This is a genomic window from Micromonospora sp. DT229 (assembly GCF_049844505.1).
Lineage (GTDB): Bacteria > Actinomycetota > Actinomycetes > Mycobacteriales > Micromonosporaceae > Micromonospora.
This window is the reverse complement of record NZ_JBNCLD010000020.1, coordinates 23,512-40,044: the sequence shown is the minus strand read 5'-3', so window position 1 is coordinate 40,044 and position 16,533 is coordinate 23,512. Positions and strand designations below refer to the sequence as shown.

The following is a 16,533-nucleotide window of genomic DNA, read 5'->3' as shown; positions in this document are numbered from 1 at the left end:
CTCTACAGGGCGGCCACAGCGGGCAGCCACACGTCGACAGGTGCCCCGGTGGGCACGGTGGTGCGCCGGTTGCCGGGGGCCAGGTGCACGGTCTGGTAGCCGGCCCGCACCCGCACGTCCCCCCACCGGGCCACCACGGTTCCGTTGGTGTTGGCGGTGGACAGGATGCTGCGAGTACCGACCAGGCCAGGCGCGGTCAGGTCGGTATCAGTGGTGGTCAGCTGCCATCCGGGGATGGGCTGGCCGGGCTGCCAGGCACGGGCCCGCAACCGGCTGCCGGACACGTCCAACTCGAAGGCGACCCGCCCACCGACCGCGTGGGCGACCCCCGACAGGGTGTGCTGCACCAGGAACGTCTCCGTGCCGCCCACGCGCTTGCGGATGGTCAGGATCACCGTCTGGCTGGTCGACATCTCCAGCCTGGCCAGGTAGCAGTTGTTCGGGTCCGCATACCGGGCGACCAGGGACAGGAACTGTCCGCCGCCGGTGGCCAGCTTGTCCGTCGACACGGTGGCCGAGACGGTGACGTCGGCGGTGGAGATGGGCAGCAGGGTCCACCGGGAGTTGTTGACGCTGCCGATCGACACGGTGCCGTACCCGATGTACGCCCGCTGGACGGCTGCCGCGTACCGGTAGAAGGCGTCCGTGCGCTGACCGGACGCGGACATTGCGGCCGACAGGACGCCGCCGGGGAAGAACGAGCGCCGCAGCGCGTTGCTCATCTCCAGCTGCACGCCCGCGCTGGTCGCGTTCCGGTTGCAGATGTTCGCCGGGTTCGTCCCCGCGATCTCCGACGGCGCCGTGATGACGCGGAAATCGGCGTCCACCAGTTCGGCGGTGACCCGGGCCACCAGTTCGGTGTCCAGGCCACCGATCGCCGTCTCAGCGACGTCGGCGGTGCCCGCGTAGCCGTGGAAGCTGAGGGTGCGCCGGGAAGCCCCCACCAGGGCCACACACTGAGGCTCGTCCCAGAGTGTTGAGGTGATGTGAAGATCCCCATTGCCGGACGGCTTCAGCCCGGCGAACTCGTAGAAGCTCATGAAGCCGCCGGCCACCTGGCGGGCCATCTCCCCGCTGCCCCGCTCGATCCCCCCGCCGTGGATGGCGATGCTGGCCCAGGTCGCCCCCGGCACCGTGACCGCAGTCCGTGACCAGGCCGACCCCTCCGGTTCGGCCGCCGCCAGCTCGGCGAATGACGCGTACGCCACCGTCAGCCCCCCGTCACGCTGTAGTCGCTGCTGCTGCCACCCGACGTCGTCCACGCCATGCCCGAGGTGGTCGTGCCCCAGCCGCCCGTCACCAGCCGGTCAAACCAGTCGGCGGCCGTCGGGAAGATGGCGGTCGCCGTGACCGGCTGCCCGTCCACCCGCAACGGCAACGGCATGTCGTCCAGCGACTCCGTCCACCGGCCGTTGGTGGCGGTGCTGGCCAGCCGCAGCACCGTGTCCCCCGGGGCCAGCGACGCGGCCAGCGTGGACCCGTCGGCGGGCACGCGCGGCTCCCCGTCGGCGTCGGCTACCTGCCACGGCGACGCCGGCGACGTGGCCACGTCGACCTGCCAGCTGAACTTGTCGATGACTTCGGTGTATCCCTCGATGTGCTGGTCAATCACTCCATCGCCCATCGCCGGCGGCACCTCGGACACCTGCATGCGGGAGCCGACGTCGCAGCCCAGCCACGCCGGGATGGCCGGCAGCGTCGCTGGGCGGCGCAGATTCAGGGTGAGCACCGGGTAGCGGTACTCCTCGACGGTGCCGAGGTGCACCCGCCACGCCGCCCGGTCAGCCAGGGTCGCGTCGCCTGAGATGTTGACCGACGTCGTGTCGTCGTACCGGCCGTACCGCGCGACGTGCTCCTCGTCGGCGTACCGGGCTGACCCGCCGTCAGGGCGACTGATCGTCCAATCGTTGCGGGTGTACCGGTCGTCATCGGTCGGGGCCAGCGGCGGCGCCAACTGCCCGTAGGTGAGCGCCAGGGCCACCGCCCGGTTGTAGCGGGACACCCTGGGCAGGTAGGCCAGCCGGCCGTCCCTCGCCTCGAACAGGATCCCGCCGTCGGCGTCCTCGACATCCCGCAGCACCTCCAGCAGGCTGCCCTGCGGCTGCGGACCCATCGCCGTGCCCGTCGTGCCCACCGACGCGAGCTGCACACCAGCGGTGGCGCACGCTCGGGTGAGCCGGTTGTTGGCGCTCTCGCCGAGGTACCCGGATGCGGGCCACGCCGTGTCAGGCGGGTCGACCGTCCTGTTGACGATGCTCATGTGCGACCAGGAGCTGCCGCCCCCCGACATGGCCGTCAGCGACGCGAAGCCGCCGTTGTTGCCGGAGGTGCTGAAGGTGGACTGAAACGCCTGCCAGGTTGTGGAGCCGACGCCGTGGATGCGGGTACGGATCACCAGCGCAGCCACCAGGCTGGGCCGCTCCAGCTGCACCTGAATGCCGATCCACCGCTCAGCGGGGTGGGCGTTGTCCTGCCACGGCGAGAAGAGGCTGCCCAGAGTCGCACCGCTGCTGTCCAACGCCAGCGTGGAGAGTCCCGTCTCATTGGCGCGCACCGACAGCCGAGCCACCGTCTCACTGCGCACGGCGATCGACGCGATCTCCACCGCCGAGCTGCCCAACGACGACGCCGACCAGTACCACGACGCCGTGCTCATGAACCGGTTACCGACGCCGAGCAGATCCCCGCCGCCGGCCGGCATCACGATCCGGGACTGCGGCGACTCCAGACGTGCTACTGACGCCGCACCAGGCAGACCCTCGTCACGCTGCCCCCACTGCACCGCCGTCGCCACCGGCCGCGGCTGACGCGACACCCCCGACGCCGGCTGATCGGTACCGGCGCGGTCCTCCAGGGGTAGCCACGCCGTCAGATCCGACTGGCCGGACAGGAAGTGCAGGAGCGGGCTGCGCAGCTGTGCGCCCTTGGCCAGCCGATGCATCGTCCCCGACGCCCGCACCTCCACCACGTACGTGTCGATCGCGTCCACGGTCACCAGGCGCGGACGCAGCTCGTCGATGACCCCGGTCATGCGGGTATGCCACACGCCAGCCACCTGCACCTGAGCGCGCACACCCCACCCTCGGCGCAGCCGCAACCCCTCCGCGAAGTCGACGGTCAAGGAGCACCGAGAAGGTTGGGTCTCACTCGCCTCGGCGGTGCTGCCCCGGGTGACGGAGATGCCGGGACGCACCGACGAGGTGACGGTCTGCCACGTCCACCCGGCCGGGTCGGACGTCGGATCGACGCCCGGCGCCACCTGCACGCGGATAACCAGCGGAAACGTCACCGCTTCTTCCTTCCGAGATAACCCTGGACGTCCCCGCCTGCATCCTCGATCTCCTCGCGCAGGTTGCGCAGTAGACCGGTGCCCTCGACGACGATGTGATGCCGATGAACGTGCTCCACGACGGTCCGGCCGCCGGCCATCGCCCCCACGCCGGGCACGACCGTCTCCGGGCCACGCTCGCCGAGCGAATAGCTGTTGCCGCTGCTCAGGCCCACCCCGACGACCGGCTCACGGATCACCCCGCCATCCGCCATCGCAATGTGGATGTGGTTGCGGTGCGCCTCCATCAGGGCCGAGTTGAACGAGCCCTTGTTGACACCCCGCGTGTACGCGTAGTCCCGCGTCGCCGTGCGGTGGATCAGCTCCAGGGGCCGCCACGACGCCAACCATGTGGCCAGGGCGTCCTGGTTGTAGCCCATCCAGTCCACAGCCCGGCCACTGCCGTGCCACAGCGGGTCACCCGGCCGGTAGCCGTTACCGAAGCTGCCCGACATCGGGCCGGTGGCGCGGATCGCGCGGGCGATACCCCCCCACACCTCCGAATCGCCACGCTGCGCCGACGGGCTCGCAGGCCACGCCCCGAAGTCCGGACGCACCACCGAGGCGACCTCAGACCGCGACGGGATACGGGTTTTCCGTACCGTCGTCGGATACCGCCACGCCAGCCCACCATCGGCATACCCACGCAACTGCCCGGTGGCGTTCATCTCGTCCAGCAGGCCCGGATGCCGCTGCTCGATCCGCTGCCTCGACTCCTTCTTGATGACGTACTCATCGGCGTGCACCACACCGGCCGGCTCATACTTGCTGCCCGGCCCCGTCCAGCCGCCGGCGTGGTAGTCGCGGCCCTGCACCGGGCCCTGGAAGCCAGCGGGGATTGTGCCCTTCTTCAACGCCTGCTGATACGTCGACAGCCGCTTCAGCCGGTCCAGGGCCACCGGGTAGCCCACCACGTCGATTGCAGCCTTGTACTTGCCGTCGAACGCGTCAGCGGCCTTCTTGCCATCCCGCAGCTGATCCTTGGCCTTGTCGGCCCCCGGTGCCGACACGTTGGCCTTGTAGTGGCCGTCGTACCGCTCAGCCTCCCGCCGAGCCGCCCGGAACTGCCGCTCCACGTCCTCGATCTGAGCCCTGGTCAGGCCGGCAGCACGCAGCGTCTGCCGCATCGCGGGCGTCATCTTGCCGTCGAAGGTGGTGCCCACCTCACCGGCCGCACCCTGCAACGCGATCGCCGCCACCGCCAGCTTGCGGGTCGCCTCCCGGGCCTCATCGGAGTTGCGGCCGTGTTCCTTGACCGCCTTCGCCGCCGCCTTCTGCGCCTCGGTCAGATCACGCTGCGCCTCCAGCAGCCCGAACACCGGATCCGTCTCCGCGCGCATCTTCGCCGCAAGGTCGACCAGGGCGTCACGCTGGCCACGGCTCGCCGCAGCAGCAGCCTCAGCCGCGGTCGTGTATTCCTTCGTTTCCGCCGTCAGCCCGTCGGTCGCGCCCGCCAGCTCGCCCGTCGGGCCGGTGGCCTTGCCCGCCGCCGAGCCGGCCACCTCAAGCGCACCCGCGTAAGCCGGGAAGATTCGCTTCAGCTCTTCGACGCTGACACCCTGCGCGGCAGCGGCGGCAGCGAGCCGATCGAACGCAGCCTTCGCCTGATCGACCTGCCCCTGCTGGACCAGACCAGCCAGGGCCTGGTCCATCGCGTCAACCCGCTCCCGGGTCCGCGCCAGCGAACGGTTCGTACCGTCCAGGCCGGGGACCAGGGTCTCCAGGCCATCCTGAAGCCGGCGCGTCCACTGCCGGCGGCTGTTGTCGGTGTCGGCGAGGTACTTCAGGCCCGTCGCCAGATGCCCCATGTCGTCGCCGAGGACCCGCGCCGACTCGCCCGCCAGGTTCCCCGACTGGCCCCACACCGCCAAACCCTTGCCGAGCGCCTCGACCTGCGGCTTCAGCTCCGTCTGCATCGACGAGATAGCCGCACCGGCCAACTGGAGCGCCACGAACGCGGCAGCAGCTCGAGTCGCCCCACGCTGCGCCGACTCCAGGCCACGCGCAGCCTGGCGGCCCGCCGGACCCGTCGCACGCAGCTCCGCCAGCATCTCCTGGTTGGAGCGGCGGGCCTTGACCCAGCCGCCGCCGAGCAGCAGCACGCCACCGGCGAGCCCGGTCAACGCCAGGGCGGTCCCGGACACGGCGGGCGGCAGCGACCCGAAGCTAGCTACCGTCGCTTCAGCAGCCTGAGCCAGCCACCGCAGGCCACCCGCCGAGCCCTCCCCGGCCTGGATGGCCAGGTTGTCCAACTCGCCCCGCAGCCGCTCCAGGTCACCGATCAGGTTGTCGGTCTTGAGGCGGGCGGTTTCGGCGGCATAGCCCTGGTCGTCGACCTTGGCGATCCACTCGCCCATGCCCTGAGCGCCCTGCTCGTACAGGATCGCCGCAGCCCGGATCGCGTCGCTGCCGAAGATCGTGGCGAGGGCGCTGTTGCGCTGCTCCTGCGTCAGCTGACCGAGTTGCGTCTTGAGCTGCCCGGCCAGACTGGTGATGCCCACGAAGTTGCCAGACGCGTCGTACGTCTGGATGCCGAGATCCTTCATCAGATCCGCGGCTTTGTCCGTCGGGTTGGCGAGCATCAGCAGGGCGGTCTTGAGGCTGGTGCCGGCGTCTGAGCCGAGCAGACCGGCGGAGGCGAAGGACGCCAGGGTGCCGACCGTGTCCTCGATCGTCAAACCCATCTGCGCGGCCACCAGACCGCTCTGCGACAGGGCGTAGCCCATGTCATGCACGGAGCCCTGCGCTTTACCTGCCGCCGCCGCCAGCAAATCGGCGATGTGCGGCACCTGGGAGCCGGACAGCTTGAACTGGGTCATGGCCGACGCCGCGGTCTCCGCCGCCTCGGCCACGTCGAGCTGGCCAGCCGCCGCCAGGTCCAGCGCACCGGCCAGACCGCCCCGCAGGATGTCGCCGGTCTCGACGCCAGCCTTGGCCAGCTCCTCGACTGCCTGACCCGCCTCGGTGGCGCTGAAAGCCGTGTCCTTGCCGGCCTGCATCGCGGCCGTGCGTAGGAGCTCCATCTCCTGCGCGCTCGCCTGCGTGGCAGCCTGGACGCTGCTCATCTGCTTCTCGAACTTGGCGAACTGGTTGATCGCGACACCGAACCCGGCGACCAGACCGGCGCCCATCATCGTCGCGGCGTCCGCCACCTGGTCGAGCTGGCCGCCACGCGCCGCCTTGTCCATCTCGGCAGTCAGGCCCTTGGTGGCGGTGCTGGCCTGCCGCATCCCAGCCATGTAGCCCGACACCTCGGCCTGCAACTTCACACCGACCGTGCGCAGCGCCACCCCGTCACCCCCTCACCGTTCGGACCTGCCACAGCCGGGACCCGGCGATAGCGGCGTTGTTCGTCTCGGCACCCTGCTGGGCCTCCAGCAGCGTCATCCGCGCCCGGCACACCTTCCGAGACGCGACGAACTGCGGCCCCGTGTCCTCCGGCGACGTGGTGTCGGCGTACCTCTGACCACACCCACACGGGCACAACTGCGACCGGTACAAGGCCAGGGCGAGCACCTCGGCCCGGTCCTGCTCCGTCCACGACGACTCCCGGGTCGTCACCGACCTCACGAGCCGGCCACGCCGGTTGTAGACGTACCGGGTCGTCACGACCGGCTCCCGACCATCCAGCCGCGACGGCGGGATACCGAGCCGCTCGGCCGCCTCTACTCGGTCCCGGAACCCCGGATCATCCGCGAGGCGGCGGGCGAGAAAGGGATGTCCACCTCACGCCGGTTCAGGCCCCACGCCGCATCCGCCAGTTCATCGAACTGCCGCGAGGTGAGCGCCTCGATGAGCACCGGCCAGTCCTCGGCGTCGATGACCGGCGCGATCACCGACTCCTGGATGAGCGCCTCGTAGAACGTGTCCATGTTGACGCCGGTGGCCCGGTCCCGCTCGTCCACCTCACCGTCCTCACCCTTGCGGGGCGGATGCTCGGCGATGAATGCGCGCCAGCGAGGCCGCGGCATCGCCCGCAGACGGAAAATCTCCGTCTCGTCGCGCATCTCCTGCCGCAGCTGCTCCATCCGCTCAGCGATGCCCTCCGGGGCGGCCTTCTCCAGCGAGTCGGTTGACGCCTGGAGTGCTTCGGTGAGCTGACGCTCCAGGTCCTCGAACTCGGCGACCAGGTCGCCGCGAAGGCAGATCGGTACGGTGCGTTCCGGCAGCTTGGCGTTCGCCAGTCGGCTCTTGAAGTCGGTCATGTCCTGGCCCTTCCTTCCTGGCCCTGGACTGGAGCGGGGGCAGACCGGGCCAGGTGGTCTGCCCCCGCGCTCATGGGGATCAGGCGACGTTGACCCGCAGAGCGGGCTGAATCCGCATCTTGAGGGGCACCTCGTAGCGCTCGACCGTGTTCGGCTCGCTGTCCAGCCACGCCGTCTCACCGCAGATCACCGGGTACACGCCCTGGAGGTGCTGCGCCGAGGCGTACGCCGTGGCCGCCGCCACCGACCGCCGGACGACGACGTAGCCCTCGACATCGGGCAGCAGCGTCAGGTACGCCACGTCACTACCGGTCTGCTTCTTGATCCGCACCAGCGTGCCCGAGAAGCTGCGCCGACCGTTCGTCGCGGTGTCGAAGGTGTCCTCCAGCCCGGACGTCGGCACATCCGCCGTCTCAGGCCGGAAACCGACCACACCGTCAGCGGTCATCCACTGACTGATCCGCACGCCGGAGTTCAGTTCCTCCGCCGTCGGCTCGTAGATGTTGGCGATCGCCGGGACCCAGTCGACCCGAACCTTGCCGTCGCCGGGGATGTCACCCATCCGCCTTCTCCTTCTTCGTCGCGGCCGGCGACGCCGGCTCGGAAACCTGAACCGCCACCGGCTCGACCACGTCAGCCGGAGTCTCGGCGCTGAACGGATCCGCCACCGGCGGCGGCTCGCACTCCGACCAGCCGCGGGGGCGCCACAGCTCCACCGACGCGAACGGGAACTTCGCCCGCCCGCCGTGCGTCTCGTGCCGCATCCACACCTGCGATCCCGGCCCCGGCGGCTCCGAATCGACCCAGCCGAGCGGCTTCCACCGGTCCCGCTCGTCGGCACCCTCGACCAGGGCGACGGTGCCGTACCCGTCGTGCATCCAGTACGTCTTCTTCGCTGCCATCGGCCCTCCCTCAGCCCCGGACGAGTTCCGCGGTCACCGAGGTGGTGCCGGAGAACGTGATCGTGGCGACGCCCGTCGCCGGATTGACATGGCCCGGCAGCACCCGCAGGTAGCGGGACTGGCTGGCCGGCACCGACTGCGCGGCCGTCGTGCCCGCGTTCCCGACGGCGGTCTTCCCCGGGTCGGCGATCGTCGCGGTGATGGCCGAGCCGCCACCGTTCGTGACCCGCACCAGCACGCCGAACCGGCCGATGTCCGAAGCGGAGATCGTGTCGGATGAACTGACGGTCGCCGGCGTGACGTTGACCGCCGTGCCGCCGGGGACCGAGGTTGCGGTGAGCAGCGCCATCCGGCGCCCCCCTTCCATGTGTCGTGATCCCGTCGCCGGGCGGTACAAAGTGCGCGCACCCGCTACGGTGCGCGGCATGAATCTGGGAGACACCGAACGCGAGCAGATCGTCGCCGCGTACGCGACCGGGGCTGACGTAGGCGACATCTCACGGCAGTACGGGCTGACCCGCGACGACGTCGAGATGATCGTCGCTGCGGACGCAGACGGGGACGTTGCACCGATCACCCACCCGACGCCGCAGCGGCGGCGTGCACCAGCGCCGATCGTCGCCGCGATGCTGATCGTGGCCCTCTACGGCCTCGTCCAGATCGCCGCCTCGGCCACCAACCCCGACCTCGGCGGGCCCGCCTTCCGGGCCGGAGTCTCCGTGGTCGGGCTGCTGTTCTACGGCCTGATTGCCGTCGGTATCTGGCGAGGAGTACGTGCAGCCCAATGGGTCGCCGCCCTGGGTGGTGCCCTCGCCGTCGTCGCCGGAGTGGTGCTGACCGACAGCCTGAACGTGGTGGCTGTCGCTGCCGGTGCCCTGCTCGTCGGCCTGCTGTTTGTGCCCGTCCAGTCGCGGGACTGGTTCGCGGGCCGCTAGGCCCGGACGGTACGCAGCCGGTACACGTCGATCTGATCCATCACCGGCGTACCGGTGCTCTCATCCCGCACTGGCGGTGACGAGAAGTCCTTGCGGATCATCCCGGCGGTTCGCCCCGTCACCGTCGGTTCCTTGTCGAGCAGCTGCTCACGCACCCAGCCAGCCACAGTCCGCGCCGCCTGAGCCGACCCGCCCACCGAGTGGCAGTACGCCCGCGCCGTCACCACCCCGCTGACGCCGTCCAGGCCGTCACCCCACTCCGGGGATTGCCCATCGCTGTCGTCCACGACGACGTACACCACCACGTACGGCGGCAGAGTCTTCGCCGGCACCACCCCGTCGTGCACAGGGAAGCGGGGCGTGGCGCGCAGCAGGCCCAGGTACGCATCGGCGTGCTCTTGGACCGTCATCGCCGCCTCAACAGCCGTTCAGCCAGGTCCGCCAGGGCCCGCTCGAACTTGGGCTCCTCAGCCTGGGCGGCCGGAATCATGTGCGGCCTCGGCGGGTTCTTCACCGTGCCCAGCTCCAGGATGTTCCCGAGCGCGCCCTGACGGCGGTTCTTATCAGGGCCGATCTCCGCGACCGCACCGCCCGGCGTCTCCTTCGTGTCGTACGTGATGGAGTGCGGGTACGCCGGGGCGTGCTTGAGCCCAGAGATGCGCTGCTGAGCGTCCCGCTTGATCTGCAACGCACCGCGCTGCACCACCTTGCGGGCCTCCGCCGGAGCGTCCTCAGCCGCACTGTCCAGCGTCCGCACCCAGCGATCCAACTCCCGGTGCTCGATGTCCACGCTCACGACGTCCGCTCCTCGATCTCGACCCGACGCATCACCGGATGGGTCTTGTGCGACAAGCCGCGCACGACGAACTCGCGGTCAACCAGATCCGGATCGAACTGCGACGCGGTCAGCAGCACCTCGTCATCCGCCGCGATCCCCACCGCGCTGATCGGCACCTGCAGCTCAAAGCGCAGCATCAGCAGCACCGCCTGGCCCGGCGACTCCTCGCGGGCCGCCGACGTCGGCTGCTGGATGCGGCACTTCCCGACGTACACCACGGTGTACTCCGGCGTCACCACCGCCGTGTCCGGGTCCGTCACCGCACCAGTGCGACGCCGGACCACACACTCGTCGACCATCAGCGCCTCGGCCATCGCCCGGCCACGGGCCAGCGGCGCCGCCACGTCCACCATCAGCACCGCCTCCAAGCTGGCCCGCACGCGGCAGGCCGAACCGGGGCACCCGGGCGGATCGTGAACGCCCCACCAGTCGGCAAGCCCACCGCGCGGCGGATCCGCTCCACCTCACCCGCGGTCAGCTCCGCCGGGGCGAGGGACTCCACCGCCCACGTGTCGGTCTCCGTGTAGTCGTCGACCGACCTCGAGGTCGACCGGCGACCGCCGGGGTGATCCACCATCCGCCTGGCCAGCGCCAGCGCCACCGCCTTGAGCGGCGACAGGTCGGTCAGCCGGTCGTAGCGGTCAGCACCCACCACGGCCCGGATCTCCGCCGTCACCAGCGACAACACCAGCGCCGCAGTCTCCTCCGGCACCGACACCGGCGGCGGGTACGCCTCCAGCTCGCTCCTGGTGAACAGGTCAGGCACGATGCTCACCCCTTCCCGGGTGGTCCGGCCGGCCCAGGCCCGTGTCTTCCTGGACCGGCCGGAGTCTCACTCGGTCGGCACGCCCGCCTCAGCCAGCAGCGACCAGACCTGCTCGCGCTTCGCGTCCGCCGGCACCTCGACGTCCCGGTCGGCCGCGTACGCCCGCCAGGCCTTGTCACCCGACCCGGCGCCACTCTTCGGCGGCGGACCGTGCTGGTCCTCGCCCTGGCCGTGCCCCTCGCTGTCGGTGGACCCGTCGCCCTGGTTCTCGGCCCCACCGTCGCCGATGGCGGCCTTCAGGGCGTTGATCCGGGCTTGCAGCCGGACCAGCTCATCCTCCGGCGACTCGGACGGGCCCGGAACCTTGCCGCCCTTCCACGCCTTCGGGTTGACGATCTTCCCGACCGCCCAGTCCGGCACCCGGTCACCCGGGCCGAACACGTGCACCGCGCCCTGCTCGTCTGCCACGTGCACGAACGTGGCCAGCTCCGGCCGACTCATGCCACGTCCGCCACGAAGCTCAGGTCCGGGTTCACGGACACCGGCAGGCCGATCGCCGCGGCCTTCGTCCACACCGCGATCGGGTCCTCGGTCGTGTAGGCGCCCGCGACGATGCCCGGCCGGTCCGCTTCCTCCAGGCTGTACCGCGGGTCCAGCGACTCGGCGGTGGTGCCCAGCAGGGTCGCGCCGAGCTGGGTGCCGTCCGCGTCGTTCGGATCCACCGGTGCCGGGAGGTACAGGAACTTGTCGACCGGGATCGGTCGCACCGCCGCACCGTTGACGTTGATCTGCTCGTCGACGATGTACCACGGCGGCAGTCCGTGGTCATCGAGGATGCCCCGCAGGGCCGCCTGCGACACCCGCGACGGCGCGCCGAGCGTCGACCCGACCAGGGCGCGGATCTCGGCGTTGCGCAGCAGGTAGCCCAGCACGGTGGTGGACATGACCATCGCGCCGGGGGCCTCACCGTTGCTGGTGATGTAGGTCTGCTGCCACGACAGCAGGTCCGCCAGCGGCGTCGCCGACGCGATCGTCGACCAGGGCGTACCCGGCGCGACGGAGTGCGAGCCGGACCGACCGAAGCCGACCGTCGCGATGACGCCGTTCTCGTTGATGGTGACGGAGCCGTTGACCAGCGCGTCACCGCGGGCCAGCTCCAGGCGGGCCGCCACCGACCGGGCCATCCGCTCGGCATCGGTGAGGATCGCGTCCCGGATCGCGTTGGCGTTCGCGGACCGCTGGCGCAGCCGGTCGTACTCGCCGAGCCGGATCTTCCGCGAGATCGGCGGAAGCTCACCCGACACCCGGGTCAGGCCCGGACGGTGCCCGATCGGGCTCTCCGCGTCGTAGGCGCGGAACGTGGCGGCCTCGATCAGGCCCTCACCACCGCGGGTGAAGCGGTACTCCAGGTCGTCGATGGGCCGGTTCGGCAGCCACCGCGCCAGGCTGAACTGGTTGACCGGCAGATTCGCCGCAGCCTCCCGGACGTACCCGGTCAGCTCGACGGGCTCGATGTAGTCAGCGTTGAGCAGCATGTTCGGCTACCCCCCTTCTCAGACGTACTGGATCCGGCCGGCGACGTCGCGCTTACCCGCGTCGTCGACACCGATGGGCAGGTGGGACTCGATGACCCGGCCGTGCCAGAACAGCGCACCCTGCGGGTCCTGGGTGTTGTCGGACGGGGCGTCGACCGTGCACAGCAGGTGCCCGGCGAGCACCTCGGTGCCGTCGGTGGCGCCACCCGCGCCGCCGGTCGAGGTGGTCACCGCGGCGGTCGGCGTCGAGCCGCCGGTCAGTGACCCCGACCCGGCGGTCATCTGCGGGACGTTGTCCCCGGCGAACCGGCCGCCGAACGTGACGGTCACCGGCGTGCCCGGCAGCTGCCCGCCCGCCGTGGTGACCTCGCCCGTGTTGATGCTGGCGAGCGCCTCCAACGCGGCCCGCACCTGCGCGGCAGTCGCGTTGTAGGGGATGGCGGCCGTGGTCTCACCCGCGAAGGTGAGCGTGAACGTGCCGCCGGTCGGGCCGCCGGTGATGCTGACGGTCTGCACCTCGGAGGTGCGGCCGGCGTACGGCCCGTACTTGCCCGACGCGGTGATCCTGCCGAGCGGCAGGCCGGACGGGAAGTACCCGTTGGGGTAGTGGACGCCGCTGGTGAACGCGCTCGTGTCGAGCGTGATCGACTGGGCGGATTCGGTGCCGTGGGCGGACCCCAGCCACCGCTGGTCCTCGTTGTGGAAGGTTTCGGTCACGGGGTTGAGGTTCATCCCTCGCGCTCCTATGTCGTCGTGGTCTTCGTCTTGTTGTGCCGCTCGGCGTACAGCGACCTGCCCGCGTCCAGCGATGACGTCTTCTGCCCGGGCCTCGCGCCCTGAGCCGGATCCGGACGCATGCCCGGACGCCGGGTGCCGTTCTGGCCCGTCTGGTCGCCGCCGAACGCGGCGAGCAGGTCGTCGGCGTCCGCCGCCATCTCCTCCCTGGTCGAGCCGACCAGGCGGGCAGCCTGCGCCGCCGTCAGACCCTTCTCGGCCTGCACCTCGGCCCGCCACCGGGCGGTCCGCTCGTCGGCGATGGCCTGCTCCTGCGCGGCGAGCCGCTCCGTGAGCTGCTCCACCTCGCTCTTGCCCTTGTCGACGTCACCGCCGCCGAGGGCCGCGGCTAGCTTCTCCAGCGGCGCCAGCGTGGCGAGCTTCTTCTCCAGCGCCTTGCGGGCCTCCCGCTCCTTACGGAGTGCCTCCTGGCCGGCTGGACGAAGTGGCTTGTCGCCCTCGCCCTCGGGCTTCCCGGCCTCACCCTCCGGCTTGCCGCCTTCGGTCCCGCCGGACTCCCCGCCGCCCTCGCTCTCGCCCCCGTCGTCGGGAGCGGCACCGAGGGCCGGCCAGATCACCTGGCCGTTGCGGCGCACACCCAGAGCCCGAATCGGAGCACCGGTGTGCGGGTGGGTCAGCGTGGGGTGCAGCGGCAGGTCGCCTACGGCGCGCAGCCCCGGCTTGATGCTGGTGAGGGTCATCGCGACCTCCAGTAGGACCGGGCATCGCGCCCTGGTCAGGTGATGTATCCGAACCGCCTGAGCAGGCGGACCGCCTCATTCCGGTTGCCGCCAGCGATCGCCAGGATCGACTCGGGCATGAGCCGCGGCGGGCGAGCCGACCGATACCGGCCCCCGTCCTGCTTCTCCCCGGACTCGCGAGCGCCCAGCCGGACACCGGCCTGCCCGCGGGTCGTCACCCCTTCACTGGTGACGAACAACTGCCGACCGAACACGTCGACCGCCTCCAGGCGGCCAAGCTCACGGCCGCCACGTAGCATCCGCGCCTCGTCAGCGGTGATCCGGGCACCGGCCGGCGTCAGCCCGAACGCGCCGCGCCGGGCGTTGACCACCTGCGAGATGTCCGCACCGAGCCGGATCGCCTCAGCACCGGCCTTGGTGAACTGCTTGTCCTGCTCGGCCGCACTGAGGCTGTCGAACCATGCCCGCGGGTTCGTCCGCACATCGTCGGCGGTGTCGTCCGCAGCCGGAACGTGGATGCAGTCGCAGTGCGGGTGCCGGTCAAACCCTGCATTCCAGCCGTAGTGCCGGCCCGCCAGGACCACGCACCGGCCGCAGGTACGGCCCACCACCATCCGCACGTACCCGGTGGCCCGACGCCGGGCCACCAGCGCCGTCTGGTCGGCCACACGGCCCGCATCCGCCACCTGCGTACGCACCATCGTGTCCAGAGCCGCGTACCCGCCAGCGAGCGCCCGCTCTACCGTCGCCCCGTCGCGGATCGCCACCAGCGTGCCAACGGCCGGCTCGTACAGCAGCGACGCCAGCGGCCTGCCGTCCGACGCCACCCCCGCCACCCCGGCCGGCACCAGACGGCCCTCGCGGGCCGGGTCGATGCGCTGCGCGTCGAGCACCTCGTCGAGATACCCGTCGGCTGACCGGGCCGCGGCCAGCTGCGCCGCGTTGGTCAGCGGCACCAGCTCGGCCAGCAGACCAGTCCACGACCGGGCGATGTTGTCCGGGTCGACGCGCAGCCACAGCAGCCGCGCCACCGTCGCCAAGGCGTCCACGAGCCGCCGACGATGCCGGTAGTGGGCCTGAGCGACCTGCTCAACCGACACCGGCCGTCTCCGGCTCCTCAGCCGGCGGCGTCACCGGACGGTCAGCGGCCAGCTCGGCGGCGATCTGCCGCACCGGGTCGCGGGCCGCCTCCAGGTCGTCCTCTTCCTCCATGCGCCGGATCTCCTCCGGCGAGTAGCCGAGGTCGATGCGGGTCTGCCGCAGCGTCGTGATGCCCTGCTGGCGCTTCTTCACCGCCGCGTCGGCGGCCTGCGCGACCGTCGGCGTGGACGCGTCCCGCCACACCACCTTCATCCGGCGGGCCCGCTTGTCCCAGCCCTCACCGTCACGGATCCGCAGCGCGATCGCCATCACCCGCCGCCAGTCCGCACCCAGACCGGTCTGCTTACGCTCCACCCGCTTCACCATCTGCGCCTCACTGGAGCGGATGGCGTCCGCGCTGGCCGGGTTGTCCGTCGTGAAGCTCATGTAGTGCGGCGGCAGGGCCGCAAGCTGCGCGGCAAGCTGCGCCAGCACCCGGATCGTGTTGTGAAAGACGGCCAGATCCGACTCGGGGAACTGCCCGACCGCCACCTCGCCTGGCTTCTTCGGATGCGCCCAGATCCGGCCCGCGATCTGCTCGAACGGCGAGATCTCGTTGCCGTCCTCGTCCTCGAAGTCTTCCCGGGCCATGCCCATCGCCCAGCGGCGCGGCATCGCGTGGAACTCGCCGGACACCATCATGTCCGTGGCCATCTTGTTGGCCGCGTCCGCAATCGGAATCACCGAGGCGAACTCACTGCGCCCGTCGTGCTTGAGTAGCCGACCTCGGTTGACCAGCGGCACCACCGGCACCACGCCCAGGCGGTGCTCGTCGCGGTCCTGCTCCACCCAGCGGCGGGCCCGCACGAAGTGGCGGGTCGAGTCCGGCAGGTACAGCGTGGCCCGCTGCACCCCATCAGCGTCCTTCCACCGCTTGAGCGCCGACACAGGCTGTCGGGTGCGCGGATCCTGCTCGGTGATGCACTGCGTCGGATGCTCCACCGTGATCAGCGGCGAATCGGTGTCCTCGTCGAACGGATCATCGGCGTCACCATCGGCCCCCGGCGGGCCCTGAACAAGCGCACCCCGGGCACCGACGATCGCGTACGCGCGACCCAGGGCGATGGACTCCAGATGCGCCTGCGGGGCCTGGCGGTCCATGTCGTTGTCCTGCCAGATGCCCCACACGTCGGCGTCCGCCTCGTCGACATCCACCCCGTTCGAGGTGCTCCCGGGGAAACGGAACCCAGTCAGGTCCAGACGGGCCTCGTAGGCGTCAGCGACCATCTCCGGCCAGTTGATGACCATCTCCGCCAGACGCTCCCCGAACTCCTGCTTCAGCTCCAGGGCCAGGAAGCGCAGCGGCTGCTCGCCCTCGTAGTAGGCGTCCAGCTTCCGCAGATGCCGCTGCGCCTTCAGCAGCTTCGCGTCGAGGTAGGAGACGGTCTCCTCCGGGGTCATCGCCACCG

At 70.8% G+C, this 16,533-nt stretch carries 19 protein-coding genes; 1 reads left to right on the top strand and 18 read right to left on the bottom strand.

What is annotated here, in order from left to right; all coding sequences use genetic code 11:
* Positions 1–2: 2 nt before the first annotated feature.
* From ACLQ2T_RS24625 to ACLQ2T_RS24590, 8 genes are all read right to left on the bottom strand, one after another.
* Positions 3–1,262, bottom strand: coding sequence for a poly-gamma-glutamate hydrolase family protein (locus ACLQ2T_RS24625; RefSeq protein ID WP_425768736.1), 1,260 nt, complete (start codon positions 1,260–1,262; stop codon positions 3–5).
* The gene (locus ACLQ2T_RS24620) at positions 1,211–3,289 is read right to left on the bottom strand and encodes a hypothetical protein (RefSeq protein WP_425768735.1); all 2,079 of its coding nucleotides are present in this window, start codon (positions 3,287–3,289) and stop codon (positions 1,211–1,213) included. The genes ACLQ2T_RS24625 and ACLQ2T_RS24620 overlap by 52 nt, the downstream gene beginning before the upstream one ends.
* A complete protein-coding gene (locus tag ACLQ2T_RS24615) occupies positions 3,286–6,618 on the bottom strand; it encodes a phage tail tape measure protein (protein ID WP_425768734.1) in 3,333 nt (1,110 codons plus the stop codon). Before ACLQ2T_RS24615 ends, ACLQ2T_RS24620 begins: the two co-directional genes overlap by 4 nt.
* A gap of 4 nt (positions 6,619–6,622) precedes the next feature.
* A complete protein-coding gene (locus ACLQ2T_RS24610) occupies positions 6,623–6,937 on the bottom strand; it encodes a hypothetical protein (protein ID WP_425768733.1) in 315 nt (104 codons plus the stop codon).
* 56 nt (positions 6,938–6,993) lie between these two features.
* Positions 6,994–7,533, bottom strand: a complete 540-nt coding sequence (locus tag ACLQ2T_RS24605; RefSeq protein ID WP_425768732.1) for a hypothetical protein — start codon at positions 7,531–7,533, stop codon at positions 6,994–6,996.
* A 79-nt stretch (positions 7,534–7,612) separates the two neighbouring features.
* A complete protein-coding gene (locus ACLQ2T_RS24600; RefSeq protein WP_425768731.1) occupies positions 7,613–8,095 on the bottom strand; it encodes a hypothetical protein in 483 nt (160 codons plus the stop codon).
* On the bottom strand, positions 8,088–8,435 hold the full coding sequence (locus ACLQ2T_RS24595) for a hypothetical protein (protein ID WP_425768730.1): 348 nt from the start codon (positions 8,433–8,435) through the stop codon (positions 8,088–8,090). The genes ACLQ2T_RS24600 and ACLQ2T_RS24595 overlap by 8 nt, the downstream gene beginning before the upstream one ends.
* 10 nt (positions 8,436–8,445) lie before the next feature.
* Positions 8,446–8,784, bottom strand: a complete 339-nt coding sequence (locus ACLQ2T_RS24590) for a hypothetical protein (protein ID WP_425768729.1) — start codon at positions 8,782–8,784, stop codon at positions 8,446–8,448.
* Positions 8,785–8,860: 76 nt separating this feature from the next.
* Here ACLQ2T_RS24590 and ACLQ2T_RS24585 point away from each other — a divergent pair, with 76 nt between their 5' ends.
* Entirely contained in the window at positions 8,861–9,370 is a 510-nt protein-coding gene (locus tag ACLQ2T_RS24585; RefSeq protein WP_425768728.1) for a hypothetical protein, read from the top strand.
* Here ACLQ2T_RS24585 and ACLQ2T_RS24580 read toward each other — a convergent pair.
* From ACLQ2T_RS24580 to ACLQ2T_RS24535, 10 genes are all read right to left on the bottom strand, one after another.
* On the bottom strand, positions 9,367–9,780 hold the full coding sequence (locus ACLQ2T_RS24580) for a hypothetical protein (protein WP_425768727.1): 414 nt from the start codon (positions 9,778–9,780) through the stop codon (positions 9,367–9,369). The two genes, ACLQ2T_RS24585 and ACLQ2T_RS24580, sit on opposite strands and share 4 nt — an antisense overlap.
* On the bottom strand, positions 9,777–10,166 hold the full coding sequence (locus tag ACLQ2T_RS24575; RefSeq protein WP_425768726.1) for a hypothetical protein: 390 nt from the start codon (positions 10,164–10,166) through the stop codon (positions 9,777–9,779). The genes ACLQ2T_RS24580 and ACLQ2T_RS24575 overlap by 4 nt, the downstream gene beginning before the upstream one ends.
* On the bottom strand, positions 10,163–10,567 hold the full coding sequence (locus tag ACLQ2T_RS24570; protein ID WP_425768807.1) for a DUF6093 family protein: 405 nt from the start codon (positions 10,565–10,567) through the stop codon (positions 10,163–10,165). Before ACLQ2T_RS24570 ends, ACLQ2T_RS24575 begins: the two co-directional genes overlap by 4 nt.
* A complete protein-coding gene (locus ACLQ2T_RS24565) occupies positions 10,561–10,974 on the bottom strand; it encodes a hypothetical protein (RefSeq protein ID WP_425768725.1) in 414 nt (137 codons plus the stop codon). The genes ACLQ2T_RS24570 and ACLQ2T_RS24565 overlap by 7 nt, the downstream gene beginning before the upstream one ends.
* 66 nt (positions 10,975–11,040) lie before the next feature.
* Positions 11,041–11,475, bottom strand: coding sequence for a hypothetical protein (locus ACLQ2T_RS24560; RefSeq protein WP_425768724.1), 435 nt, complete (start codon positions 11,473–11,475; stop codon positions 11,041–11,043).
* Positions 11,472–12,509 carry a major capsid protein gene (locus tag ACLQ2T_RS24555; protein WP_425768723.1) on the bottom strand — a complete coding sequence of 346 codons (1,038 nt, stop codon included), beginning with the start codon at positions 12,507–12,509 and terminating at the stop codon, positions 11,472–11,474. The genes ACLQ2T_RS24560 and ACLQ2T_RS24555 overlap by 4 nt, the downstream gene beginning before the upstream one ends.
* Before the next feature lie 18 nt (positions 12,510–12,527).
* The gene (locus ACLQ2T_RS24550) at positions 12,528–13,241 is read right to left on the bottom strand and encodes a hypothetical protein (protein ID WP_425768722.1); all 714 of its coding nucleotides are present in this window, start codon (positions 13,239–13,241) and stop codon (positions 12,528–12,530) included.
* Positions 13,242–13,252: 11 nt separating this feature from the next.
* Complete coding sequence (locus ACLQ2T_RS24545; protein ID WP_425768721.1) at positions 13,253–13,984, bottom strand: hypothetical protein; 732 nt, start codon at positions 13,982–13,984, stop codon at positions 13,253–13,255.
* Between the two features lie 35 nt (positions 13,985–14,019).
* Positions 14,020–15,084: a hypothetical protein gene (locus ACLQ2T_RS24540; protein ID WP_425768720.1), complete on the bottom strand. Its 1,065-nt coding sequence runs from the start codon at positions 15,082–15,084 to the stop codon at positions 14,020–14,022.
* A complete protein-coding gene (locus ACLQ2T_RS24535) occupies positions 15,074–16,525 on the bottom strand; it encodes a phage portal protein (protein WP_425768806.1) in 1,452 nt (483 codons plus the stop codon). The genes ACLQ2T_RS24540 and ACLQ2T_RS24535 overlap by 11 nt, the downstream gene beginning before the upstream one ends.
* Between the last annotated feature and the right edge of the window lie 8 nt (positions 16,526–16,533).